The sequence below is a fragment of the Legionella bozemanae genome (assembly GCF_900450575.1).
GTDB classification, from domain to species: Bacteria; Pseudomonadota; Gammaproteobacteria; order Legionellales; family Legionellaceae; genus Legionella; species Legionella bozemanae.
This window is the reverse complement of record NZ_UGGY01000001.1, coordinates 290,001-315,137: the sequence shown is the minus strand read 5'-3', so window position 1 is coordinate 315,137 and position 25,137 is coordinate 290,001. Positions and strand designations below refer to the sequence as shown.

Below are 25,137 nucleotides of genomic sequence, written 5' to 3'. Positions count from 1 at the left end.
AAAAAACCCTGCATGGCAGGGCTTAAAACTTAATTTAAGAGGAGTCAATCATCATCCCAAGTGAAAGCGGGCGCTCCTGGAATACGATTTATTTGCATGGTAGGCACGAGTGGGATCGAACCACCGACCACCACCATGTCAAGGTGGTGCTCTACCACTGAGCTACGTGCCTATAAAACGACCTGCATATACATTGGGATGAAGTATATAATAAGGTGGCATTACAAAGCAATCATTTAACCTAGAAAAAGCAATTGAATACGTAGTGGCATTTAATGGCGCTGCAGACACCGGTCTTTTAAATTTTTTTATGATTGCAGTATTCATCTCTGCGGTAAGCAAAAATTTAAAAATCCAGCAGGTTTTGCGGGTTGCCCACTAGGCTCAACTACTTTGCTCGCTTTAATTATTTTTCTTTCAAGAAATCGCCAGTTCACGTCTATAGAGTGGTACTTGCAGTAAAAACTCGCTTACATTATGTTTCACCACCTCTTTAAAACAATTGTTATAGGCAAATACTTTCCGTTGTCGTTCGGAGCTTGTTCCTGAATCCATAATAGCCTGAAGCGTTGTAAAATAGGTTTGATAATCAAGTTGCTCGATGTATGGCTTTAATTTCTCAAACCACTCCTGCAAATCGTCGCGCATTAATTTGATTTTACCATCCGTATTCATGACTAATTCAGCATCCAAACCATAACGAATCGCCCTCCATTTATTTTCCCGAGCAAGCCAATAAGGAGGGTAGGCAACTGATTCAAGCCAACTCCCATTATCGGCAAACCAATGAGCAAGAACATGAATCAATGCAACGAGCGCCAATGTTTCCGCAAGTGTTGCCGCGCCATCACATACACGAAGTTCCAGAGTCCCAAAACCAGGACTTGGTCTTAGGTCCCACCATAAATCTTTAAGTGATTTTATAGAACCACATGATCTAAGCGTCTTATACAAGTATTCAAAATCCTGCCATGAACGAACATGATAGGGCTGGCCTGCTGTAGGAAGAGCCTCATAAGTAGTAGGGCGACACGAAGCAAGTCCCGTGTCAATTCCTTGCCAAAAAGGAGAGCTGGAAGACAACGCCAATAGATGAGGCAAAAAATACATGAAAAAATTATTAAACCGTATGCACTCTTCCCCGCTCGACATACCTAGATGCACATGCAAGCCATATACGCTCATACGACGTGTAAGCCATTGATTGCGATCAATTAAATCTTGATAACGAGCTGTCGGCGAGATGACCCAATCGGCATATTTTGAGAAAGGATGAGAGCCCGTTGTTGCCAGTAAAATGCCCAATTTTTTCGTAACATGCTGAAGCTCAAAAAGTGTTGCATAAAGATCGTCTTCAACTTCTTGCACCAAACTGCATTTGGATGTATTTACTTCAATAGTACTTAAATAGAATTCCGGCTTGATCTTCTCAAGATGAGACACAGCATTTAAAACATCTTCTGCTCGAGAGCATAAATTGTAGGTTTCAGCATCAATGAGTTGTAGTTCTATTTCTACACCCAAAGTTAATATTCCATTACTGTTAAAAAGAATTTCATCTTCTGAAGCCGCTAATGATTGAGTAGTATCTGGATGTTGCGTTGATAAGGATTCGTTGAATTGACTTTGCATAGTTAATCCTTCTTTTTATTATTGGAAATAGCATGGGAAAGTCTCCTCTTCGCATATTTTTGAGGAGCTCTATATAGTTAGATTTAATAGTGATGTACAATAAATATACCCTTAAACATTCATATCTGATGAAATGATTCGTATACAAATCATTTCAGATACTAATGGTTAACGCATTCAATTTCAACCTTGAATTTTTTATAAGACCATCCATGAGCACTATTGAAAAGAATCAAACGGATCAAAAGATTGATCTGCAAACACAATCTGAACTGCGTTCTAAAAGTATTATTCTTGCCTTGCGCAAAATCATGCAGCAAATGGATTTTCACTCCAGACGTTTAAATAAATGTTATGGTTTAACCATACCGCAAATCGCATGTTTGTATGAAATTTATGAAAATGGAATTATGACCATCTCTAGCTTATCTAAAAAAGTGTATTTATCTATGAGCACCTTAGTGGGTGTGATCGATCGCTTGGAAGAAAAAGAATTTGTTCTTCGTACACGAGACCGTAAGGATCGTCGTATTATTTATATTGATATCACCGAAAAGGGAAAAGATTTTGTTCGTGCCGCCCCCTACCTTTTACATAATCGCCTTAATGAAAATCTTCGTTCTTTAGATGAAAAGGAACAAATAATTCTGGCTAACTCAATTAATTTATTGGTTAATCTGCTCAAAGACATTTAAAAGGAATCAAAGTTTATTTTTTATCCGTATTAACACTCGTTCATCTTGTCTACGAGACCTGACTAATCAAAGAAACAAAAAAATGGAAATGTAATCATTAAGCCATCTTCAGTAATTCCAGCATTTTTCTTTCCTTCATTATCAATATTCAAACTACCTAGTTACAGGATAATAAAGAAAATTCACATAATTTTAAAAATACAAAATATGGCCAGGAGTCGCGACTTCAATAACTTTTCGTGACCTTCAAAGATAAAACACACTCTAACGAATTACTTTTTGCAGCCCAGATTCGCTTGGAATGGCTCTCTCTTTTGAGTTTGCTAGAAAGGCTCGAATAGAGGGGAACCATTCAAGCCATGATATTGCGAGGTTACCGCTATGAGTATGCCACTTTTTTTATTGGACTGTACTATATGTGATATGTGTTCCATCGTATATCACGAATTACCTTTATTTAAGGCTAGTAGAACCCCTTTTCCTTTGGGGTTCGGCGACATTATAATTTTTTAGTTTCTAAAGTCAACAAATAATTTCTAATAGAAACTTTTAGTTTCTAAAAATCCGTTTTTTGCATAATTTATATCGATTTGTTATACTTCATATCCTTAAAACTTGGCTTGGATCATCATGGAAAAAGTTAACCTAGCAAAACAGTTCGCTGACCGTTTGCGTGATGCAATGATCGCGGCAGGATTTAATTCGCAACGCTCTACTTCTGGTGTCTGCATCCATAAGCTGTCGGAAATTACAGGCTATTCAGTACAAATTTGTCGTAAGTATCTCCGCGGTGAGGCCATTCCTGATCCTGTTAAATTAAGAGAAATCGCAGTAAAAATTCATGTTTCACCAGGATGGTTATTATTTGGGGACTCCCATAATGATCAGGGAATTACCCCAAAAAAAATATCAATTAATAAAAATCTGCTTCACTATATTTTCACCAAAGCATCATGTCTTTATAACGGAACGCTACTGGAGCAGGAGATACCTAATTTTTTAATGGAATTAATCAATGATGTCAGCCTAATTAATGCAGATGAAGAACAGTCTAAAAAAATCATTGACTTGGCTTTATCTACAGTGAAACATTTTAGTTATTCACAGGGAGTGTAATACCAAACTTGTCCTATGCAGGCTCATAAAGCCTCAACTCTTCTCTCAAGATTAGCGTTACCTAACAACATATTTCACCATTGACCTAATAGTGGTATTATTGCATTTTAAAAACACACTGAGCTTATATGTTACTCCATTGTCTTTTCATCATAGGTATTTGTGTTGAAGCGATCACAGGCGCATTAGCTGCCGGTCGCAAAAAAATGGATTTTTTTGGTGTCATGCTGATTGCCTGCATTGCTGCATTAGGCGGCGGTACTGTACGGGATGCTCTATTTAACACGTATCCTCTGACCTGGGTAATTCATCCTGAATACTTACTTTATACATCATTATTTGCTTTCCTCACCATATTTATTGCACACTCATTGATTCGAATCATGAAAATATTTTTAATCCTTGATGCACTGGGACTATCTACTTTTGTGATCATCGGCACTCAAAAAGCACTAAATCATGGTTTATCACCAAGCATTGCCGTCATTAGCGGGATGATCACCGGTATTTGTGGGGGGATGTTACGAGATATTTTATGCAATGATATTCCATTGGTATTAAGAAAGGAGCTTTATGCCGTCATTGCTTTGGCTGGCGCAGTACTGTTTATCACGCTCGACTATTTTCATATTTCGGAAAATATTAATGTAATCATCACACTAATCAGTATTTTTACCACGCGCCTATTAGCCATTTTTTTCCATATTGAAATACCGATATTTGATTATTCGGAAAGCATCAAAAAACGCAGAAGGAAATCCTAGAATGCCTGGTTGCTTTCATCTGAATCTTCTACACATCTCTGAAAAACCCAGAGGTTGTTCCTACGTTCCGCCCCCATGACTTGTTCGCGGGATTATCTGCTGCAGGATCCAAAGATCTGCGCTAAAACACTGAACCCCGCGGACATGCCCTGAGCGATCCACGCGAAACTTGAATGTCACTTTATGTTTTTAAATAAACGATACTCAACGTTCTACGTACCGCGCTTTATACGCAGTATACAGAACAATGGCCCATCCTAATCAGAACCTTTTGTGCCTTAATAAACATCCTCTGGATACTGCGCATAAAGCGCGGTACGTAGGGGGGATAAAATTTCGCGTGGTTCTCTCAGGGACAAGTCGTGGAGAGTAGGCGAGATAGTTAAGCACACTTAAATTTCTTTAACTTCAAGAATACTCACTTCTTCAACGGGTACATCAGCATGTCCCATGCTTTGTCCAGTTTTTACTTTGGCAATAGCATCTACAACATCCATACCTTCAACCACTTCGCCAAATACACAATATCCATATCCTTGCATGTGTTCGCCGCTGTAATTTAAAAATGCATTATCAGCAACATTAATAAAAAATTGTGCCGTTGCAGAATGCGGATCCATAGTTCGTGCCATTGCGATAGTACCGCGTTTATTTGGTTTCGCATTCTTTGCTTCATTCTTAATCGGTTCGTTAGTCGATTTTTGTTTCATATTTGAATCAAGCCCACCGCCTTGAATCATAAAACCGGCAATAACACGATGGAAAATTGTATTATTATAGAAACCACTGCGCACATATTTAAGAAAATTTTCTGCTGTAGTCGGAGTATTTTCTGTATCTAACTGTAGATGAATATCACCTTTAGATGTGCTAATTACAACCATTATATCTCCTGTCATTTTTTAAATTAATTGATGGTTCTGCATATAAAAAGACTTTGCTTTTTACAGGATAACACGCGTTATGCGACGTAAATGGCATGGCTGCCTTTTAGTTCGAACGTTCACTCATTATCAACTCACGCATTTTATCACAAACATCGTGCATTACATGAACATTATGAATACTTGCTAATGCGGTAAATAAATTTGTTTTTTGTTTTGCTAGTTGATGCAAATAAGACCGTGAATAATTAAGGCAAGTATAACACGAACATTGTGCCATAATTGGCGACATATCATCAGCAAAACATGATTTTTTTATTTGAATTCGTTCACTCTCATACTCACTGGCAAAACGTAACCAATTACCTTCGCGAATTAACTCACCACAATATAAAGACCCATGCCGTGCATTACGTGTAGGAGCAACACAATCGAACATATCAATTCCTTCGGCAACGACGTCTAAAAGGTCTTGGGGCGACATGCCAACGCCCATGGTATACCGCGGTTTATTCTCTGGTAGGTAATCGCGTACCCATCGGATAACTTCAACAGTGGTTTTCATATCAAAACCGATGGTTTCACCGCCAATTGCAATGCCTTCAGTATTCATGGAAGATACAAAATCCGCACTTTCACGGCGTAAATCTTTAAAAGTACCCCCTTGAATAATACCAAAAAGCGCTTGCTCATAACCATATCGCGAGTTGGGATATTGTTGATGGTATTGCATGGATTGTTTTAACCAACGATGCGTACGCGTCATGATATGACTTACTTCATCTTTAGTACAACTGTCTGGAGTGCACTGATCAAAAGCCATAATAATATCGGCACCAATAATTTTTTGGGTTTCCAAAGACATTTCCGGGGTCATGTGAATTAATCGCTCACTGCCTGGCAACCTAAAATGCGCCCCCTCCTCATCAATAGTACAGATTTCTTTATTCTTGGACAAACTAAAAACTTGAAAGCCACCACTATCCGTTAACATAGGTCCGTGCCACCCCATAAAAGGATGCATACCGCCTGCTTTTTCGATGACTTCCATGCCTGGGGCACACAACATATGATAAGTATTACCTCCTAAAATGATTTGACTGTGTGCATCACGCAATTCCACAGGGGTCATATTATTGACACCGGCACGTGTACCAACCGGCATAAAAACTGGTGTAATAAATTCACCATGAGCAGTAGTGACACGTGTCACCCGTGCCTGGGTAGCTGAGTGCTTATACAACACGTCACAAGAAAAGGTTTTCATTTGCTAAAAATAGTTCAAAAAAGCCGATGATAGCTAAGTCAAACTCAGATTACCAGCGTTAGTCATGTGAATCATGAATCAATAGACTTCTTTCTCAACTCACTGTAGTGAGTAAAGTGCGAGGAGAAAAAATTGGCATATATTTGCAGTCACCTGAGCAGTCTCTTGATACCTACACCCCACGGCTTATCCCTGAGCGATCCCCGCGAAATTTACCCCCCTACGTACCGCGCGTTATGCTTGAGGACTCCCCAAATAGGAGAAAAGAGGATTCGCTGCATCGACAAGGCCATTGCCGCTACAGTAAAGTTTCGAAAGAAATCTAATCTATGATATCATCGGCAAAAAACCGAGGAAGCATGGTCTTATTCATCCAAACTCTAAAAAGGATACACATTATATGTCCAGTTCAAATTCTCATTTATTCATGATTGATATCGAAAATACTGAACTTTCAGATCTTGAACGGGAAATTGTAAAACATCCTAATGTCGGCTCCGTGATTCTTTTCACTCGTAACTTTACAAATCCACTGCAGTTGGAACACTTAATTCATGAAATCCGCGAAATCAATCCTGGTATTTTTATAACGACCGATCATGAGGGTGGTTTTGTGCAACGTTTTCTGCGCCAGGGATTTCGCGCCCTGCCTGCTCCTCGCGTTTATGGCGATGTATATGATCTAAGCCCGGAAGTGGGCATCCGTCTTGCGAGACAATATGGCGAAATTATGGCTAAAGATCTATTAGCGTTTGGTGTTGATTTAAGTCTTGCTCCGGTCCTTGATCTCCATGATAGAAGTCCTGTCATTGCACGTTTGGATCGCGCTTTTCACTCTAATCCTGAGGTCATTATTGCTTTGGCAAGTGCTTTTATTGAAGGCATGAATGCCGCAGGGATGCCTGCGGTTGCCAAACATTTTCCCGGCCATGGTTCCATTGGTACTGATTCACATACTGCGATGCCTGTTTCTCTTGCTTCGATGGATGAATTGAAAATTAAAGATTTGAAGCCTTTTATCGAGCTTATCCAGAAAGGCTTACTGAGCGCTGTGATGCCCGCTCACGTAACTTATAAAACAATTGATGCAGATAAGCCAGCTGGTTTTTCAACAATTTGGCTGCAAAAGATTTTACGCCATGAATTGGAATTTAAAGGTTTAATTCTAAGTGATTGCCTGAGTATGACAGGTGCTGATATAGGCAATTTAATGACTCGCGCAGAGGAAGCGCTTAAAGCCGGTTGCGATATGTTGATCGTCTGTCATCAACCACGTCATGTTTTATTGGAACTAGTGCAGAAAATCAGCTTACCGCAATCACCAGAATCAGCTGCTCGCATCGCTCATTTTAAAAATCAGATGCTTCGTTTCGCTTATCCGGAAAAAAATCAGTCCCGGTCTCATTTATCGCAAGCAGTGGAAGAACACGAAGGCACTGTTGGGCGAAATCTGCAGTTCAATACCTCAACAACAATTTAAATACTGATGATGGCCTGGACAAAACGAAATGGGCTCAGGCTACAAAGCACCCAGAGATTATAAATTATCATATATGAAGCACGCTTTTTCGAGTGTTCCAAAACAAAAAACATCCCATGAGAGCCATGAATAAAAAGTACAAAGCACACCATCCCGGCATCGAGATTCCTAACATTTGCCAACTGACTTCAGCACAATCCCCTGTTCCCCAAAACAAAGTTTTTAATACCGTTTGCCAGGGAAAATAACGAATTAGAATATCCAGTCCTGGCATACAGGCAGGCGCTTCACCTGCTGGTAAAGACTGCAACCATAGTTGGCGTAAAGCAAAATAGAGTCCGGCACAGGCAATGATGATTTGCAGCAAACTGATAATACGCGCCCTCTTTAAAGTTCGAAAGCTTAACCCCATAACGGCCAACAACAAAAAAACACAGACACGCTGCATGATGCATAAAGGACATGGCGTGAGGCCAACCACATATTGAAAATAAAAAGAAGCAAACAATACAAACAAAGTCAGCATTGCATTAAAGGTTTGAATTTTTCTATAAGTAATTTTTCTCATGATTTTGGCAACATATAGGATATAGCCGCTTTAAGATCATCATCACTGCATTTAATACATGTTCCTTTTGAAGGCATGGCATTCAAACCTTTAATTGAAGAAGCAAGCAAATCATTTAATTCTCTCCCTGATAAACGCGGTTTCCAATCCTGTTCATTTCTGAACTTTGGCGCCCCCGCGAGACCATCTCGATGACATACAATACAATATTGTTGGTATGTTTCTTGTCCGGGCTCTGTTTTTGTCGCGGCATTACTCATTGCTTTATTATCTTGAGCCTGGCCTTGTACAGTAACTGTTCCTACTGGTTGAATTCTTAATTGAATTTCTCGTTGCTGCAATTCATCACTTGCATACAGAGCAAATGAACAACAAAACAATGATATCAAAAACTGCAACTTCATGCCCAGACACCTCATGAGAATACAGGGTAAACGTATCTAGCTAGGATGATAAATAAAATCAAAATGACCATATCCAGCGCTTTATGCGTGACAAATAGGCAAAAAGTGCTGATTTATGTTCAATAATCAGATCCATTTACCCTGTCTGATAATAATTTGACATGATACCTAGAAGTGAATTTTTTTTCCAGCACGATTAAAAACCAGGATCTGTTTGCATTGAGCTGGAGCCAAATGGTCAGATTTTCGAGAGTACCGTTGCCCAGCATACATGGAGTATGCGAGCATAGCAGCACAAAAAATCAGGATAGTTTGGCCCAAGACAGTAGAATGGAAACAGACCCTATCATTTTGTTCTCATAAGATTATAATAGACTTCTTTCCAAACTCGCTGGGGGGACACGAAGCAGAGAACCGGAATGTACACACAAGTACATAAGGATTTGAGCACCGTATCGACGAAACAAGGCACTTCCTCAGCAGAGTTTGGAAAGAGGTCTAATGGCTCTTCTAGCCAAAATTTTATGGAGATAAAACATGGTCCAAGCAATTCCTGAAGGCTTTCATACTGTAACTCCGACTTTGACTTTTAAAGATTGTGCGAAAGCGATTGAGTTTTATAAAAAAGCATTTGATGCCAAAGCACTGCATGTTTTCCCCTCTTTGGATGGAAAAGGTATTATGCATGCCCACCTCCAGATTGGCAGCTCCATGATGATGATAGGTGATGAAATGGAAGGAGACAATTGTACCAAAAGCGCGGAGACCCTTGGCAACTCGCCAATCGGTTTTTTTATTTATGTTGCTGACGTAGACTCCGTTTTCCAACAGGCGGTAGCTGCCGGTGGCCAAATAACAATGCCTGTAGCTGATATGTTCTGGGGAGATCGTGCCGGACATATTAAAGATCCTTTTGGCTATTCCTGGATGATTGCCACGCATACTCGAGATCTAACCGATGAGGAAATAAGAAAAAATGCAGTAGATTTCTTCGCATCAATGGCAAAAAAATAAGTAATGTTATAAGGACCTTAAATGTCAGATTACATTGAGTTGGACTCAATTTTGCTCATTGCAGATCGGAAAATAGTCACTATTCCGGTGATGGATAATCACGAGCCTATGGTTGATTTAGTGGGTCTTCAAGAAATTAGCTATGGTCCATCTCCGGAAATACCAAACAATACTGATTACACAAAAATGCGAAACACGGTTTATGAGAAATTAAAACAAGCCCAATTCTTGTTGCCTAAAGGATTGCGTTTTTGTTTGTATGAAAGTTATCGGAGTCTGACATTACAAAAATCGCTCTTTGACACACGTTATGAGAAAGTTAAGAACAAACATCCTGAATGGTCATATGAACAGGTTTTCACTGAAACAACACGCATGGTTTCCCCAGTAATTAATCAAGACGGTTCGCCCAATATCCCGCCGCACTCAACGGGCGCGGCAATTGATGTATATTTAATCAATGAGCAAAGAGAGGCCATTGAAATGGGAATTCATCCCAAAGATTGGATGGAGGATTTAGATGGCTCTCTTTCACTAACTGCCTCAGAGATTATTAGCGAAGAAGCAAAGCAAAACCGCAAAATCATGAGTCAAGCCTTGGAGGCTGTTGGTTTCGTTAATTATCGCAATGAATACTGGCATTGGTCTTATGGAGACCGTTACTGGGCTTATTATAAACAAAAACCTTATGCTCTTTATGACAGCTGTAAATAATATTCATGTTCTGCAGCCAGGCTAAAGCGTCGCCATACCCCCGAGGATTGGGTGCAACTAAAAAATCCAGACTCATGATGTAGCCTCTTAGGATGCTTTTATCGCTCGTTCTGTGCGTGCATCCTTATAATGAACATAGTATGATACTGCATTCGTTCCAAAATGCGGTATTCTATGGTCTCAAGAACATTACGTATAGCAACGCGTCAAAGCCCACTTGCTTTATGGCAAGCCAATCATGTTCGAGATTTATTATTAAATAAATGGCCGAATCTGCAGATTGAATTATTACCCATGACTACCTCTGGAGATAAATTTCTCAAAGATAAGCTTCTGGCTGTTGGGGGCAAGGGATTATTTGTGAAAGAATTAGAAGAAGCATTATTGGATAAAAGAGCTGATTTTGCCGTTCATTCTTCAAAAGATATGCCCGCGGAATTTCCTGAAGGCCTGAACTTGGCCGCGATCTGTAAAAGAGACAATCCTTTCGATGTCTTAGTCAGCTACCAATACAACGAGTTGCAAACGCTGCCTGCCCAATCTATTGTTGGTACATCAAGCCTTAGACGACAATCGCAATTATTAGCTTACAGACCAGATTTAAATGTTAAATCCTTACGAGGTAATATTAATACGAGACTTGAAAAACTCAAATCAGGAGAGTATCACGCAATTATCCTTGCTGCTGCGGGCCTTGAGCGTATGGGATTCACTGATGTCATAACCGAACAATTATCAGCACAAATTATGCTTCCTGCGTGCGGTCAAGGCGCCTTAGCAATCGAATGCAGAAGCGATGATCATGAAATCCAAACGCTCATTACGGAACTCAATGATCCCATATCTTCTATTTGTGTCCACGCAGAACGAAGAGTTAACGCTCTTCTTGGCGGTAATTGTCATGTGCCTTTAGCAGTTTTTTGCGCTCCAATAGAGAACAAGCAACTTTCTTTGCACGCGAAAATTTTAACCCTTGATGGATCACAAATCATCACAAGTACGCAAACCGGCCCAATAGAGCAAGCGACCAGCATGGCTGAGCGTTGTGCTCAATCCTTGCTGGCACAAGGTGCAGCAAACCTTCTTGCATCAGTTCCACGATGAGCAGCTCACTTCACGGTTTATGCATTTTAAATACTCGCCCACGAGAGCAAGCACGTCAATTGAGCCAAAGTATTCGTGCGGCAGGAGGAGTAGCAATTGAACTACCAACTTTAAAAATTGAAGCAGCAAACAGCAATTGGATCAATTCATTACCTAATTTAGAAAAAGTGGATCAAGCCATTTTTATTAGCGCGAATGCGGTTTATTATTGTTTTACTCAATTAAACCAGCGACATATTAAATGGCCATCTTCGATTCAAGTCATTGCAATCGGTCAAGGTAGTGCAGCGGCACTGCAAAAATTCGGCATACGTGTGAGTGCAGTTCCTGAGGTGCCTGACAGTGAACATTTGTTGGCATTAAAAACATTACAACAACCAGAAAAACAAAACGTGCTACTATTTAAGGGTGAGGGAGGTAGACCTCTCATTGAGGAACAATTGATGCAAAGAGGAGCCAAACTGATTACTCTCAAAGTATATCAAAGGGTTATTCCTCAAATAAGCCGTCAATTTATTGAATCGATATGGCGCGATGATTTAGTGGACATTATACTGTTAACAAGCGAACAGTCTTTGCATAACCTTTTTAAACTGTTTGATAAAGAAGCCCATGATTGGCTTCGCAATAAAAAATGGCTAATAATTAGTGAGCGGCTGGCTCAAATTGCCTCTTCAATGAAAATAAGAAATATTAGAGTATGCACTCCTAATCGGGTAATGAATACATTGTTTGACTATAGAAACAAGGATTAATTTATGGCAAGCGGCAAAGAAGAACAAATACAAAAAGCAAAAAAAGCAGTCAACGCGACACCTACTGAAAAGACGAAACCCAAAAGTAATTCCCCTGTTTGTAAAAATAAATATCTAATATTTGTATTAAGCTGCCTTATTGCTTTCGTCGCGCTTGGCCTCGCTGCATATACCTTTTTTCTGAACAAACAATTGCACGATCAATTAAGTGAAGTGCAAAATAATTTTTCCACACACCTACAACAACTAGAACAAAAACAAGATCAAGCTCAAGAGCTGATCAATGCAAAAACAAATAATGCTGAAGAAATACAAAAACAATTACAAACCAAATTTGAAAATTTAAGCAAACAATTACAAAATGCAATGAACCAACAGTTCTATCAAAATCAGGACTGGCTTCTTCTTAAAGCACGTTACTACCTTGAATTAGCGCAAATCAATGCACATTGGAGTAACGGAGCGGACTCCACAATAGCATTGTTAAGACAAGCAGATCAGCTCTTAAAACAATTAAATGGTCCTAAAATTTTGGATATACGGCAGGCAGTCGCTAAAGATATAGCCCAAACCCAGGCCCTACCCTCTGTGGATATTGCTGGATTGCTTAGCCAACTGGATGCAGCACAAAGCAGCATTAATAATTTGGGTGTTCCATTACCGGTAAGTGAAAAGGTAACTTCAACAGAAAATACAACATCGCCAGCAAATAACTCACCCACTTGGCGCACTCGCTTACAAAACAGTATGAATGTACTGGAAAAACTTGTTGTGATCCGACGTCATAAGCAGGAAATTAAACCACTTATATCCCCCGCATTCGAAGCCATACTTAAGGAAAAACTCCGGCTTAATCTTCAAGAAGCACAATGGGCAATTCTAAATAATGAACCTTTTGTTTATCAACTGGTTCTAAAACAGGCAATTGACAGTCTTAAAACGAACTTTAATGCAAATACGCCAAACACGGCCGCTTTAATCAAAAAACTCACTGAGTTGCAACAAACAAATATCACTCAAAAAAGACCCCGTATAGGCTCTGCACTTCCTATGCTCAATGAATTGATTGATACCCAAAAAACTTCAGCAAACCAATCCATAAATAGCGAACAAGGAGGAAATCAATAATGATGCGTCTTCTCTTTGCTTTTTTGATTTTACTCGGTGCTGTAGCTTTAGGAGTTCAACTTAATAAAGATCCAGGCTATGTATTAATTGCAATCAACCATTGGACCATTGAAACAACCGTCTGGGTAGCTGTCTTTGGTATTATTATTTTATTTATTGTTTTGTATTTTCTTCTTCGCTTATGTCAAAAGATTTCGCATACCCCAAGTGCATTAACTCAATGGCATTCGAAACGACTGGCGCAAAAAGCACAAGCAATTACTCGAAAAGGTTTAATTGAATACAGTGAGGGATATTGGTTAAAAGCAAAAAATCATTTGATTCAGGCATTACCTAATACCGATACGCCGCTACTCAATTATTTAACAGCAGCTCGAGCAGCGCAAAAAATGGGGGACAATCAATTACGTGATGACTATTTGCGTGAAGCCCAGCACTCAATGCCAGAAGCTAAAATTGCTGTTGAATTAACGCAAGCAGAGTTGCAACTGGCAAACCATCAATGGGAACAAGCCCTGGCGACCTTAAAACATTTACATGATATAGCACCACGCCATCCTTACGTTTTAAAACTAATCATGCAGCTTTATCAAGAAGTAAAAGACTGGCCGCAACTTATAACTATTTTGCCTGATTTAAAAAAGCATCAGGTTGTGAATCAACAGGAATTTGAGTTATTACAATATAATGCTTATTTACAAAGGCTTATTGACCTGGTAAAGCAAAATCAAGCAGAAGTTGTGGATGCTTTTTTTCATTCAATTCCTAAACCTTTGGCTAATGAGCCCAATATTATCGCAGAATATGTACGTTTCTTATTAAAAAAAGGGGACTATACTACCGCGAGTAATCTGCTGCAACGTGCATTGCGTAAAGATCTTAACCCCCAATTGATTGGACTTTATAGCGCATTACCATCTAATGAAAAGCAATTGGCTTTTGCTGAGGGATTACTCAAAAAAAATACGCATTCAGCAGCACTTTATTTATGTTTAGGGCAAATCTGTATGAAACAACAACTGTGGGGCAAAGCCAAATATTATATTGAAAAATCAAATGAGATCGAACCTAGCTCTTTAGCCTACAAAATTCAAGGACAGTTGCATGAAAAGCTTGGCGAAGAATCACTCGCATGTAAAAGTTATAAGCAAGGATTAGAGTTAATCACCAAAGAAACCTAAATTTATATCGTAAGTGCTGAGCCTAGGGCATCAACTTAAAGAAAAATACTTTGGCACCCAAAAGAAACTGGGTTTTCAGCCTGAGGTACTCTCACCTTTTAAGGCTAAATTTCTCCATCCCCTACGTCCCGCAGCTTGTCCGCGGGATCCACTATGATCTTGAAATAACAAAAATACCTTGCAATTTTGTATATCTCTGGATCCTGCGGACAAGCCGCGGGACGTTGGAGTCTACAGATTAAACAAATTAAAAAAGTAATGATATCTCAAGCTGAAAGCCAGCAATGACCTCTGATACTTATCTATAAGAACTTTGGTTGATGACATGCATCATTACAATCTGTCTTAGTTTTTTCTACTTGAATTGTTACATGTTGAATATTAAATTCATGACGTAATTGTTTAACCCATTCTGCCCTTAATGCATCAGAAAGTTCTTCATCAGGCATGTGTAAATGGACTGACATCGCATTTTCCTGAGTACTAAGTGCCCAAATATGTAAATCATGGAATCCTTTTACACCCGGTTTGTTTAATAGAAAATCGCTCACAGCCGTCCAGGAAATATTGTCTGGCACGCCATCTATAATTAATCTGAAACTCCCTGCAAATAAACTCCAGGTGCCCTTAAGCATAATTAATGCAATCAACAAACCGACTACAGGATCTATCCAAAGCCAACCAGTCCAATACAATAATGCCGCTGACAAAACCACGCCAACTGAAACTAAGGCATCATAAAATAAATGTAAATAAGCTCCTCTAATATTTAAGTCCTCAGAACCATGAGCAAACAATAAAGCAGTGGTTGAATTAATTACAATACCTATACCTGCGACAATCATCACGGATAAAGCCTGGACCTCTGATGGTGAAAATAATTTATAAACAGCATCGGTGGCAATAATTCCACAAGTAAAGACTAACAAAATCCCATTTGCCAACGCGGAGAGAATGGATATTTTTTTTAAACCATAAGTTGCTTTCATCGTAGGTGCGCGTTTCATAAGTACTGTAGCAATCCAGGCTAAAATTAAACCTAAAACATCACCCAAATTGTGAAACGCATCGGCCAACAAACTGGTCGAATTAGATAAGTAGGCAAAAACAATTTGTATGAGTACAAAAAGGCCATTGGCTATTATGGAAATAATAAACGCTTTATTATACGTAGCAGTATGCTGTTGCCCGTGATGATGATGTGAACCACCACCATGTGAGTGCGTACTCATAACGCTCCTTCATCTTTTTGCTCTTCCGAATAATAATTAATGCCGATTTTTATTCGATTACGCTCTTTTTGTTTACGCCAAGCATTTGTATCGCGTAAAGAATACACACATCCACAATATTCTTGTTTATAAAATTTTTCGCGCTTGGCAATTTCATACATGCGTTCTGAACCCCCATTTTTGCGCCAATTATAAGTCCAATACTCCAGATTGGGATATTTGCTCGCAGCTCGAATGCCGCAATCATTAATTTGATTCATATCTTTCCAGCGTGAAATTCCCAAAGAACTGCTGATCACAGGAAAACCATGTTCGTGAGCATATAATGCTGTGCGTTCAAAACGCATATCAAAACACATGGTGCATCGTTTACCACGCTCAGGTTCCCACTCCAAACCCTTAGCCCGAGCAAACCAATTATCTTTGTCATAGTCCGCATCAATAAATGGAATATTGTGTTTTTGTGCAAAATTAATATTTTCATTTTTTCTGATTTCATATTCTTGAACAGGGTGAATGTTCGGATTATAAAAAAAGATAGTGAAATTAATTTCTGAACTGATAAGCGCTTCCATAACCTCACCAGAGCAGGGTGCACAACATGAATGCAATAACAATTTATCTGCACTGTTAGGTAGTTCTAATCGCTCTCTTTGTGTCATTTTGTTACATCCGGCAAATTTATAAAATGGTGACGATAATATACTAATTCTGCAATGGAATCTTTAATATCGTCTAATGCAAGGTGTTTTGATTCTTTAACCACCCCATTTAGCAATTCAGGTCTCCAACGTATGGCCAATTCTTTTAATGTACTCACATCCAAATTTCGGTAATGAAAAAATGCAGCAAGATCTGGCATGTATTTATACAAAAATCGCCTGTCCTGACATATACTGTTACCGCACATTGGCGATTTACCTTTATCCAAATACTGCTTTAGAAATTCAATGGTTAATTGCTCTGCTTGCGCCTCACTGATTTGACTTTGCAAAACTCGATTGACTAAACCAGATTGTCCATGTTGTCTGGTATTCCAGGAATCCATTCCATCCAGCAACACTTTAGGTTGAGAAATAGCAAAGACTGGTCCTTCAGCAATTATATTTAAATGGGGATCAGTTACCACCGTAGCAAGCTCAATGATCCTATCTTTTTCAGGCTCAAGTCCTGTCATTTCCAAATCTATCCAAATTAAATTTTGATTATTTTTCATTTGTCTTCCAGGAGTTTAGTATCAGTTCTACACAAGCCACTCGTCTTTGATGCAAGGCTTGTTTAATTGCATCATCCTTATAACCTTCAGCAATAATCGCTTGGCTATTCACTTTAGCACACTCAGTGAGCAAGTAACTCCATAATTTACTCTGCCGGTACTCAATATCTCGGCCACAGCCTTTTGCGTCAGATTCACAAGCAATTAACATATTATAAAAGAGTTGTGGGCGGCGGAATGCATCACATTGTTCTAAAAGTCTTACAATGGTACTGGCTTGCAACTCAGATAAACGATGAATATTCAAATGAAATCGTGAAACCATAGTTGCGAGAGTACGATAATCATTGGGAATCCGTAAACGAGAACACAAAGCCTCAATAATAGGAACACCTCGTTCTTCATGGCCATGATGGCTTGGCCAATTGTTTGCTGGTGATAAAGCCTTACCTAAATCATGAACTAATGCAGCAAAACGTATCACAGGATCTGCAGTTAAAGTCACTGCAGCGTGTAAAACCAGCAAAGTATGAATTCCAGTATCTACTTCATGATGGTAGCGATAAGGATTAGGGATACCAAACAGTGCATCAAGCTCAGGCAAAATAACACGCAATGCATCACAGGAACGCAAGGTAGCAATAAATTGTTCTGGATTTTTTTCCCCCAGACTTTTTTGCCATTCTTGCCAAACACGTTCGGGCACCAAATGAGCCAATTCACCTCGTTGAACCATGGTATACATCAATGCACGTGTTTCATCAGCTAATTTAAAACCTAAATGATGAAAGCGTGCGGCGAAACGAGCAACACGCAGCACACGTACAGGATCTTCTACAAAAGCTGGAGATACATGACGGAGTAACTTAGCCTCTATATCCTTTTTGCCATTGAAGGGATCAATGAGCTGCCCTTCTTCATCTTGAGCTATTGCATTAATTGTTAAATCACGACGTACTAAATCCTCTTCCAAAGTTACAGTTTTATCAAAATCACAGGAAAAACCATAATATCCAGAAGCTGATTTTCTTTCGGTTCGTGCTAAAGCATATTCCTCACTGGTCTTAGGATGCAAAAAAACTGGAAAATCACGGCCAACTTTTCTGAATCCTTTTGCCAATAATTCATCCGAACTAGAACCAACAACAACCCAGTCGCGCTCTTTTACTGGAAGATTTAATAATTGATCACGAACAGCACCACCCACCAAGTAGACTTTCATTAAATTTAATTTACCTTCATACTGTATTGATTATTTAGCTCTGGCTTTCTCTCTGAGCTAAGGATATTTTTAATAATTATAATATAGATCAGAACCATGAGTAAAAGACGTATTACTAAACAACAATCTGCCCGTATTGAAAAAATTCAACAAAATTATCATGAAAATAAAAAAAGTGATGGTGATCTGGTTGATGGTTTAGTTATTACTCGCTTTAGCAAGCACGTTGTAGTCGAAGACAATCAGGGTAAACAGATTCATTGTTCCATCAGACCTAATCTGGAAACAGTAGTAGCCGGGGATAGGGTAATTTGGCAAGCAGAGGGCGTTAATCAAGGTGTAGTAGTCAGCCTATATCCACGAAGCAGTGTCTTGGCAAAACCAACCAGTTCAGGGCTGATAAAACCTGTTGCTGCTAATATCACACAACTCATAGTCGTCATCGCACCAAAACCAGAAATATCCTGGCCATTGCTTGATAGCTATTTAGTTATGGCGGAAACCCTGCACTTGCAGGCAATAATTTTATTAAATAAAACTGACTTACCCTGTGAATCGCTTAAAGAACAATTACTTCTAGACTATGGAAATCTTAATTATCCCATTCTACTGACTAATAAACACTCTCCTAAGGGCTTAGAGCAACTCAAACATAGATTAAATCATCAAATCAGTGTTTTTGTAGGTCAATCTGGGGTAGGTAAATCTTCGCTTATTTCGAGCATCCTGCCTCACGAACAAAATATCTCAATTAATGAAATTTCTGAAATATCAGAATTAGGTCGGCATACTACGAGCAATTCTCGCTACTACCATTTACCTAGTGGCGGGGCTTTAATTGACTCTCCTGGAGTAAGGGAATTTAGCTTATGGCATATAGATACTGCTGAAATCGTGCGCGGTTACCCTGAGTTTAGACCCTACTTGCCGCAATGCAAATTTCGTAATTGCACCCATAAAGACACCCCGCATTGTGCCATTATTAAAGCAAAAAATGACGGCTTGATTTCAGAAAAACGATACGAAAATTTTATCAAGCTTTGCGCACAATATACTAAATAAAACCTTCTTGCAGCCCAACACTGACCATTTGAGTCCCGGATGTAAAGCAAAAATCTATAATGGCAAGTTAACTGCCTGCTCACCATTATTCCATTTAGAACTTTAAAATCGTTACGTATATTGACCTATATAATCAAGAATGGGTCTGCCGCTATTCTTAGCCTTTTCCTTTTGCGTTACAGTTAAAATAGGTTGGCCTATTTTAAATAAGTAGGTACTTATATTCTCTGCTTTCCTGGGTTCAACAGAGAGATCAGATAATTGAGTTTTATACTCAACAATCATTGATTCAACATCTTTTGCTTTTTCGGGCAATTTAAATAAATCTACCCTTTCTGATTTATTACGGATACGAGAGAAAAAGCATAACGATGAACTTTCAGTACTTTGACTCAATTGAGCTATTTGTGCATTGATATGTTTGGTGCAATTACTGAGAAATTGGGACTTTGCCCTTTCTAAATCACATAATTTAATTAAAATTAATAATCGCTTAGAATGGTATTCACTTAATCCATTGAGAAATTCAGTAAATAAGATATTAACACGAAACTGCTTCATGAGCTCATTTTGGTGTTGAGCGTAAGTTTGAATGATGTCATCTAATAAATGATTAATACGCATTTGAACTGACGGATTTCTTGTATCAAAAAGCTGCAATGCATTAAATAACAACTCGGGCTCAAACCAATGAACACCAAGTTCGTTTAACTTACAATCTTGAACAAGCTCCAACCATTTAATTGTCGGTTGATAACGAGTAAACCATGTATAAAAACTATTATCTCTACGTGCAGGAATAATAATATCCTGGATAATTTCTTCATAAGCGTCTTCCAAAGCTTTAGGCTTATTTGCTGCGATAAGGGGTAGCAAAACCGTAAAAATCCCATATGCCTCTGGAAAAACGTTGGCTTTTTTATCCCATAAACTATGCGTTTGCCGCGTGAAAAAAAACGAAAGTTCAAATTGAGTAGTAAATAGAGAAACAAGCAGCTTGCAGCAATTCACAAAAGCATCTGTTTTAATGAATGGTTTTTCTGCAATTTTTTCGGCCCGATCCTGGTAAACAGGTTGTAATTCCTTACTTGTAGCTTTTAAATCTGAATTAAATGCAAATAGCCATTTACCGAGCGTTTGCATTTCATAATTTATCTCATCATAACTATTCGCAGTATGAAGTGCGATAAATAAATCCAACAGGTATTCTTCATTTTCTTTATACTCAATTTTCGTGCCGTACAAGAAATTTACATCAGCCAAATTATAATCATATAAGCGTCGGAAAAGATTATTAATTTCTTTTTTGAAGTGTGTAAAATCTAAACCCCTCTCTTTTAAAGAATAGTATTGTTCGATTAACTCCAGTAAATGAGGCAAAAATGCTATAGGCATATGGCCCCGATTTCTTAACCTAACAAAGACTTTTTTGCGCATAAGATCCCAAAAGTTTTTGAATGGTTCAGAATTTACGCTTACTTCTCGTGAAGTTTGTTTGCATAATTTGAGACGAGCCAATTCATCTACCGTAACAACACTTAATTTTTTATCTGCTCTGTAGGTCGATAGCTCAAATTGCCAGCTTTCTAAGTGCCTGCAAAAGCTCAATTTTCTATATAAAGTCTTCTCGCCATGGCCTAGATAAAAGTTAAAGAGATTTACGGTTTCATCAAGCGATGAAAAATCATTTAAATCTTTTTCATTTACCAAAGTTGGTATCAGAATTTTTAAATAATTAATCTTCACTAATGGAGCAAGTTCTTTAGCCAAATCGATCCAGTGTTGATTAATAGTCGAGGGATTACGTGTGTAATCATCGTCACGATCCACAATTGCTTCCCAACGGCTTTTATAGCAAGCAAGAAGGTAAAAAAAGTCATCACGGGTTAAATCGTCACCTGCTATTCGTTTAGAAAAACGCTCAAAAAGACATTCATGTAACTTTGCATCACATGAACTGAGATTGCCTTCCCTTTCTAAAGTTTGAATAAAATCCAAAATTCGTTGGACTAACATAAACTACAACCTATCCTTAAATAAGATTAACTTAAACTAAAGTCAAATAAAAATCAATTATTAAACTTTACAAGAAATAACAGTAACTATAGGAAACTAAATTAAAAAGCAGGCAAGAATTTATCTCAATTCACAATGCTCATAGGAAAACGGCCTGAATACTGCGTATCATTTATAGTTTTTATAGCAATATAAAGCTGAAAAAAAAAGCGGCTCTAAAGCCGCTTTCTAAGAATAAAACCCTGGCGATGACCTACTTTCACATGAGGAGACCTCACACTATCATTGGCGCGGGTTCGTTTCACTTCTGAGTTCGAGATGGAATCAGGTGGTTCCAAACCGCTATGGTCGCCAGGAAAACTGGTTTGCATGAACAATGGGCGTATTATACCCGAATCATGCATTAGGTAAATAAAGAGTTCACATATATTTCAGCATTTAGGCTGAGGGTTACCCAACCTAGATGCCCTTGTATTCAATCAGTCACTCTGAAGTAACTCAGATTATATGGTCAAGACAATCAGCCAATTAGTACAAGTTAGCTTCACACATTACTGCGCTTCCACACCTTGCCTATCAACGTCGTAGTCTTCAACGGGCTTCATGGGAAAACTCATCTTGAGGGAGGCTTCCCGCTTAGATGCTTTCAGCGGTTATCCCGTCCGAACTTAGCTACCCGGCAATGCCACTGGCGTGACAACCGGTACACCAGAGGTTCGTCCACTCCGGTCCTCTCGTACTAGGAGCAGCTCCTCTCAATTTTCCTACGCCCACGGCAGATAGGGACCGAACTGTCTCACGACGTTCTAAACCCAGCTCGCGTACCACTTTAAATGGCGAACAGCCATACCCTTGGGACCTGCTTCAGCCCCAGGATGTGATGAGCCGACATCGAGGTGCCAAACACCGCCGTCGATATGAACTCTTGGGCGGTATCAGCCTGTTATCCCCGGAGTACCTTTTATCCGTTGAGCGATGGCCCTTCCATTCAGAACCACCGGATCACTAAGACCAACTTTCGTTCCTGCTCGAGCCGTCGCTCTCGCAGTCAAGCACCCTTATGCCTTTACACTCTTGGTACGATGTCCGACCGTACCGAGGGTACCTTTGTGCTCCTCCGTTACTCTTTGGGAGGAGACCGCCCCAGTCAAACTACCCATCATACACTGTCCTCATCCCGGATTACGGGACTAAGTTAGAACCTCAATAACAACAGGGTGGTATTTCAAGGTCGGCTCCATAAGCACTAGCGTGCCTACTTCTTAGCCTCCCACCTATCCTACACAGTCATCATCAAAGTCCAGTGCAAAACTATAGTAAAGGTTCACGGGGTCTTTCCGTCTAGCCGCGGGTACACTGCATCTTCACAGCGATTTCAATTTCACTGAGTCTCGGGTGGAGACAGTGTGGCCATCGTTACGCCATTCGTGCAGGTCGGAACTTACCCGACAAGGAATTTCGCTACCTTAGGACCGTTATAGTTACGGCCGCCGTTTACCGGGGCTTCGATCAAGAGCTTCTCCGAAGATAACCCCATCAATTAACCTTCCGGCACCGGGCAGGCGTCACACCCTATACGTCTTCTTACGAATTTGCAGAGTGCTGTGTTTTTAATAAACAGTCGCAGCCACCTGGTCTCTGCGGCCCTCTCCAGCTCTACGCGCAGGCGTATCACCAAAAAGGGCGTACCTTCTCCCGAAGTTACGGTACCATTTTGCCTAGTTCCTTCACCCGAGTTCTCTCAAGCGCCTTAGTATTCTCTACCTGTCCACCTGTGTCGGTTTGCGGTACGGTTCTCTATAAGTTATGGCTAGCAGCTTTTCCTGGAAGCCGGGCATCAATGACTTCGCTGTACACCGAAGTGTCAGCACCATGTCGCACCTCAGAGTTAACAATGGTCCGGATTTGCCTAAACCATCCCCCTACATGCACATACCAGGACAACCAACGCCTGGCTCATCTAGCCTTCTTCGTCCCCACTTCACCACTTATAAAAAGTCCAGGAATATTAACCTGGTTCCCATCGACTACGCTCTTCAGCCTCGCCTTAGGGGCCGACTCACCCTGCTCCGATTAACGTCGTGCAGGAAACCTGGGACTTCCGGCGTGAGGGCTTTTCACCCTCATTATCGTTACTCATGTCAGCATTCGCACTTCTGATACCTCCAGCAGACTTCTCAATCCACCTTCTTCAGCCTACAGAACGCTCCCCTACCACGTGTACTTAGTACACATCCGCAGCTTCGGTGACTAGTTTTAGCCCCGTTACATCTTCCGCGCAGGCCGACTCGACCAGTGAGCTATTACGCTTTCTTTAAAGGGTGGCTGCTTCTAAGCCAACCTCCTGGCTGTCTATGCCTTCCCACATCGTTTCCCACTTAACTAGTACTTTGGGACCTTAGCTGGCGGTCTGGGTTGTTTCCCTCTTCACGACGGACGTTAGCACCCGCCGTGTGTCTCCCGTGATTCAATTAGCCGGTATTCGGAGTTTGCATCGGTTTGGTAAGCCATGACAGCCCCCTAGCCGAAACAGTGCTCTACCCCCAACAATCATTCACGAGGCGCTACCTAAATAGCTTTCGGGGAGAACCAGCTATCTCCGGGCTTGATTAGCCTTTCACTCCTAGTCACACGTCATCCGATAATTTTTCAACATTACCCGGTTCGGACCTCCAGTTGGTGTTACCCAACCTTCATCCTGCACATGACTAGATCGCCCGGTTTCGGGTCTACTCACAGCGACTCGCGCCCTATTCAGACTCGATTTCTCTACGGCTTCCTTATTCAGTTAACCTCGCCACTGAAAGTAACTCGCTGACCCATTATACAAAAGGTACGCAGTCACACAGCCTAAGCCATGCTCCCACTGCTTGTACGCAAACGGTTTCAGGTTCTATTTCACTCCCCTCTCCGGGGTTCTTTTCGCCTTTCCCTCACGGTACTGGTTCACTATCGGTCAGTAAGTAGTATTTAGCCTTGGATGATGGTCCACCCATATTCAACCAGGATTTCACGTGTCCCGGCCTACTTGCTCGCGTGCTTAGTTCTTAATGTAATCTGCATATACGGGGCTTTCACCCTCTATGGCCAACCTTCCCAAGTTGTTCTACTTCTTTACACTATAAATCACACCAGGCTCCTCCCCGTTCGCTCGCCGCTACTTGGAGAATCTCTCTTGATTTCTTTTCCTTCGGGTACTTAGATGTTTCAGTTCCCCGAGTTCGCCTCGTTAACCTATGAATTCAGCTAACGATGACCATGACTGCTCATGGCCGGGTTCCCCCATTCGGACATCTCTGGTTAAACGCTCGTTTCCAGCTCACCAGAGCTTTTCGCAGGATTCCACGTCCTTCTTCGCCTCTTACTGCCAAGGCATCCACCGTTTGCGCTTCTCTTCTTGACCATATAATCTCAATTACCTCAAACTATATGTCCATACTGCTTCAATACAAGTACGCTTGTGTTACCTCTTCATTTACCCTAATTTTTAATGAACCTCTGGTTACTCCAGATGAAAATACCCTCAAAACAAAAGCACTTTAATCTGGATAAGCCTCTGAAGAATTCCGTAGGATTGGTGGGTCTGGGTGGACTTGAACCACCGACCTCACCCTTATCAGGGGTGCGATCTAACCAACTGATCTACAGACCCATTTTTACTTCGATTTTTTATTTTACTCTGC

The 25,137-nt window shown here is 40.2% G+C and carries 21 protein-coding genes, 2 tRNA genes and 2 rRNA genes; 11 read left to right on the top strand and 14 right to left on the bottom strand.

From position 1 onward, the window contains the following. Positions 1 to 97 precede the first annotated feature (97 nt). Both DY223_RS01455 and DY223_RS01450 read right to left on the bottom strand, forming a co-directional pair. Positions 98 to 172: transfer RNA gene (locus tag DY223_RS01455), tRNA-Val, on the bottom strand. A 245-nt stretch (positions 173 to 417) separates the two neighbouring features. Further along, the gene (locus tag DY223_RS01450; RefSeq protein WP_058457978.1) at positions 418 to 1,632 is read right to left on the bottom strand and encodes a carboxylate-amine ligase; all 1,215 of its coding nucleotides are present in this window, start codon (positions 1,630 to 1,632) and stop codon (positions 418 to 420) included. 212 nt (positions 1,633 to 1,844) lie between these two features. On the opposite strand from DY223_RS01450, the gene DY223_RS01445 reads away from it, so the two are divergent. The 3 genes from DY223_RS01445 to DY223_RS01435 all read left to right on the top strand — a co-directional run bounded on the left by DY223_RS01445 (position 1,845) and on the right by DY223_RS01435 (position 4,207). Continuing rightward, positions 1,845 to 2,327, top strand: coding sequence for a MarR family winged helix-turn-helix transcriptional regulator (locus tag DY223_RS01445; protein WP_058457977.1), 483 nt, complete (start codon positions 1,845 to 1,847; stop codon positions 2,325 to 2,327). A 630-nt stretch (positions 2,328 to 2,957) separates the two neighbouring features. Continuing rightward, on the top strand, positions 2,958 to 3,443 hold the full coding sequence (locus tag DY223_RS01440) for a helix-turn-helix domain-containing protein (RefSeq protein WP_058457976.1): 486 nt from the start codon (positions 2,958 to 2,960) through the stop codon (positions 3,441 to 3,443). A gap of 128 nt (positions 3,444 to 3,571) precedes the next feature. Then, the gene (locus DY223_RS01435) at positions 3,572 to 4,207 is read left to right on the top strand and encodes a trimeric intracellular cation channel family protein (RefSeq protein ID WP_058457975.1); all 636 of its coding nucleotides are present in this window, start codon (positions 3,572 to 3,574) and stop codon (positions 4,205 to 4,207) included. A gap of 392 nt (positions 4,208 to 4,599) precedes the next feature. Here DY223_RS01435 and DY223_RS01430 read toward each other — a convergent pair whose 3' ends face one another. Beyond that, a complete protein-coding gene (locus DY223_RS01430) occupies positions 4,600 to 5,091 on the bottom strand; it encodes a peptidylprolyl isomerase (RefSeq protein WP_058457974.1) in 492 nt (163 codons plus the stop codon). A gap of 106 nt (positions 5,092 to 5,197) precedes the next feature. Further along, the gene (gene tgt, locus DY223_RS01425; protein ID WP_058457973.1) at positions 5,198 to 6,358 is read right to left on the bottom strand and encodes a tRNA guanosine(34) transglycosylase Tgt; all 1,161 of its coding nucleotides are present in this window, start codon (positions 6,356 to 6,358) and stop codon (positions 5,198 to 5,200) included. Between the two features lie 400 nt (positions 6,359 to 6,758). Between tgt and nagZ the strand changes: the two genes are divergently transcribed. Further along, positions 6,759 to 7,838: a beta-N-acetylhexosaminidase gene (nagZ, locus tag DY223_RS01420; RefSeq protein WP_058457972.1), complete on the top strand. Its 1,080-nt coding sequence runs from the start codon at positions 6,759 to 6,761 to the stop codon at positions 7,836 to 7,838. A 67-nt stretch (positions 7,839 to 7,905) separates the two neighbouring features. On the opposite strand, the gene DY223_RS01415 is transcribed toward nagZ, so the two are convergent. Together DY223_RS01415 and DY223_RS01410 are read right to left on the bottom strand one after the other, a co-directional pair. After that, a complete protein-coding gene (locus DY223_RS01415; RefSeq protein ID WP_058457971.1) occupies positions 7,906 to 8,406 on the bottom strand; it encodes a disulfide bond formation protein B in 501 nt (166 codons plus the stop codon). Next, entirely contained in the window at positions 8,403 to 8,810 is a 408-nt protein-coding gene (locus tag DY223_RS01410; protein WP_058457970.1) for a c-type cytochrome, read from the bottom strand. Before DY223_RS01410 ends, DY223_RS01415 begins: the two co-directional genes overlap by 4 nt. A 537-nt stretch (positions 8,811 to 9,347) precedes the next feature. Between DY223_RS01410 and DY223_RS01405 the strand changes: the two genes are divergently transcribed. The 6 genes from DY223_RS01405 (at position 9,348) to DY223_RS01380 (ending at position 14,706) form a co-directional block, all read left to right on the top strand. Further along, positions 9,348 to 9,824, top strand: coding sequence for a VOC family protein (locus DY223_RS01405; protein ID WP_058457969.1), 477 nt, complete (start codon positions 9,348 to 9,350; stop codon positions 9,822 to 9,824). Between the two features lie 21 nt (positions 9,825 to 9,845). After that, positions 9,846 to 10,538, top strand: a complete 693-nt coding sequence (locus tag DY223_RS01400) for a M15 family metallopeptidase (RefSeq protein ID WP_058457968.1) — start codon at positions 9,846 to 9,848, stop codon at positions 10,536 to 10,538. 174 nt (positions 10,539 to 10,712) lie between these two features. Then, positions 10,713 to 11,642 (top strand): hydroxymethylbilane synthase, encoded by a 930-nt coding sequence (hemC, locus tag DY223_RS01395; RefSeq protein ID WP_058457967.1) that lies wholly within the window; start codon positions 10,713 to 10,715, stop codon positions 11,640 to 11,642. Continuing rightward, the gene (locus tag DY223_RS01390) at positions 11,639 to 12,397 is read left to right on the top strand and encodes a uroporphyrinogen-III synthase (protein WP_058457966.1); all 759 of its coding nucleotides are present in this window, start codon (positions 11,639 to 11,641) and stop codon (positions 12,395 to 12,397) included. Before hemC ends, DY223_RS01390 begins: the two co-directional genes overlap by 4 nt. Before the next feature lie 3 nt (positions 12,398 to 12,400). Then, the gene (locus DY223_RS01385) at positions 12,401 to 13,525 is read left to right on the top strand and encodes a uroporphyrinogen-III C-methyltransferase (protein WP_058457965.1); all 1,125 of its coding nucleotides are present in this window, start codon (positions 12,401 to 12,403) and stop codon (positions 13,523 to 13,525) included. Further along, on the top strand, positions 13,525 to 14,706 hold the full coding sequence (locus DY223_RS01380; RefSeq protein WP_058457964.1) for a heme biosynthesis HemY N-terminal domain-containing protein: 1,182 nt from the start codon (positions 13,525 to 13,527) through the stop codon (positions 14,704 to 14,706). Before DY223_RS01385 ends, DY223_RS01380 begins: the two co-directional genes overlap by 1 nt. 302 nt (positions 14,707 to 15,008) lie before the next feature. Here DY223_RS01380 and DY223_RS01375 read toward each other — a convergent pair whose 3' ends face one another. Genes DY223_RS01375 through DY223_RS01360 form a run of 4 tightly spaced genes read right to left on the bottom strand, consistent with a single transcriptional unit; the run spans position 15,009 to position 18,376 of the window. Then, entirely contained in the window at positions 15,009 to 15,938 is a 930-nt protein-coding gene (locus DY223_RS01375; RefSeq protein ID WP_058457963.1) for a cation diffusion facilitator family transporter, read from the bottom strand. Further along, positions 15,935 to 16,600 carry an epoxyqueuosine reductase QueH gene (locus DY223_RS01370; RefSeq protein ID WP_058457962.1) on the bottom strand — a complete coding sequence of 222 codons (666 nt, stop codon included), beginning with the start codon at positions 16,598 to 16,600 and terminating at the stop codon, positions 15,935 to 15,937. The genes DY223_RS01375 and DY223_RS01370 overlap by 4 nt, the downstream gene beginning before the upstream one ends. After that, entirely contained in the window at positions 16,597 to 17,154 is a 558-nt protein-coding gene (orn, locus tag DY223_RS01365; RefSeq protein WP_058457961.1) for an oligoribonuclease, read from the bottom strand. The genes DY223_RS01370 and orn overlap by 4 nt, the downstream gene beginning before the upstream one ends. Then, positions 17,144 to 18,376 (bottom strand): multifunctional CCA addition/repair protein, encoded by a 1,233-nt coding sequence (locus DY223_RS01360; protein ID WP_058457960.1) that lies wholly within the window; start codon positions 18,374 to 18,376, stop codon positions 17,144 to 17,146. The genes orn and DY223_RS01360 overlap by 11 nt, the downstream gene beginning before the upstream one ends. Before the next feature lie 96 nt (positions 18,377 to 18,472). Here DY223_RS01360 and rsgA point away from each other — a divergent pair, with 96 nt between their 5' ends. Further along, entirely contained in the window at positions 18,473 to 19,438 is a 966-nt protein-coding gene (rsgA, locus tag DY223_RS01355; RefSeq protein WP_058457959.1) for a small ribosomal subunit biogenesis GTPase RsgA, read from the top strand. A 111-nt stretch (positions 19,439 to 19,549) separates the two neighbouring features. On the opposite strand, the gene DY223_RS01350 is transcribed toward rsgA, so the two are convergent. From DY223_RS01350 to DY223_RS01335, 4 genes are all read right to left on the bottom strand, one after another. After that, positions 19,550 to 21,454, bottom strand: a complete 1,905-nt coding sequence (locus DY223_RS01350; protein ID WP_058457958.1) for a hypothetical protein — start codon at positions 21,452 to 21,454, stop codon at positions 19,550 to 19,552. Between the two features lie 240 nt (positions 21,455 to 21,694). Then, positions 21,695 to 21,810 (bottom strand): 5S ribosomal RNA (gene rrf, locus DY223_RS01345). 151 nt (positions 21,811 to 21,961) lie between these two features. After that, positions 21,962 to 24,857, bottom strand: a 23S ribosomal RNA gene (locus DY223_RS01340). Positions 24,858 to 25,029: 172 nt separating this feature from the next. Next, positions 25,030 to 25,106: transfer RNA gene (locus DY223_RS01335), tRNA-Ile, on the bottom strand. Positions 25,107 to 25,137: the final 31 nt, after the last annotated feature.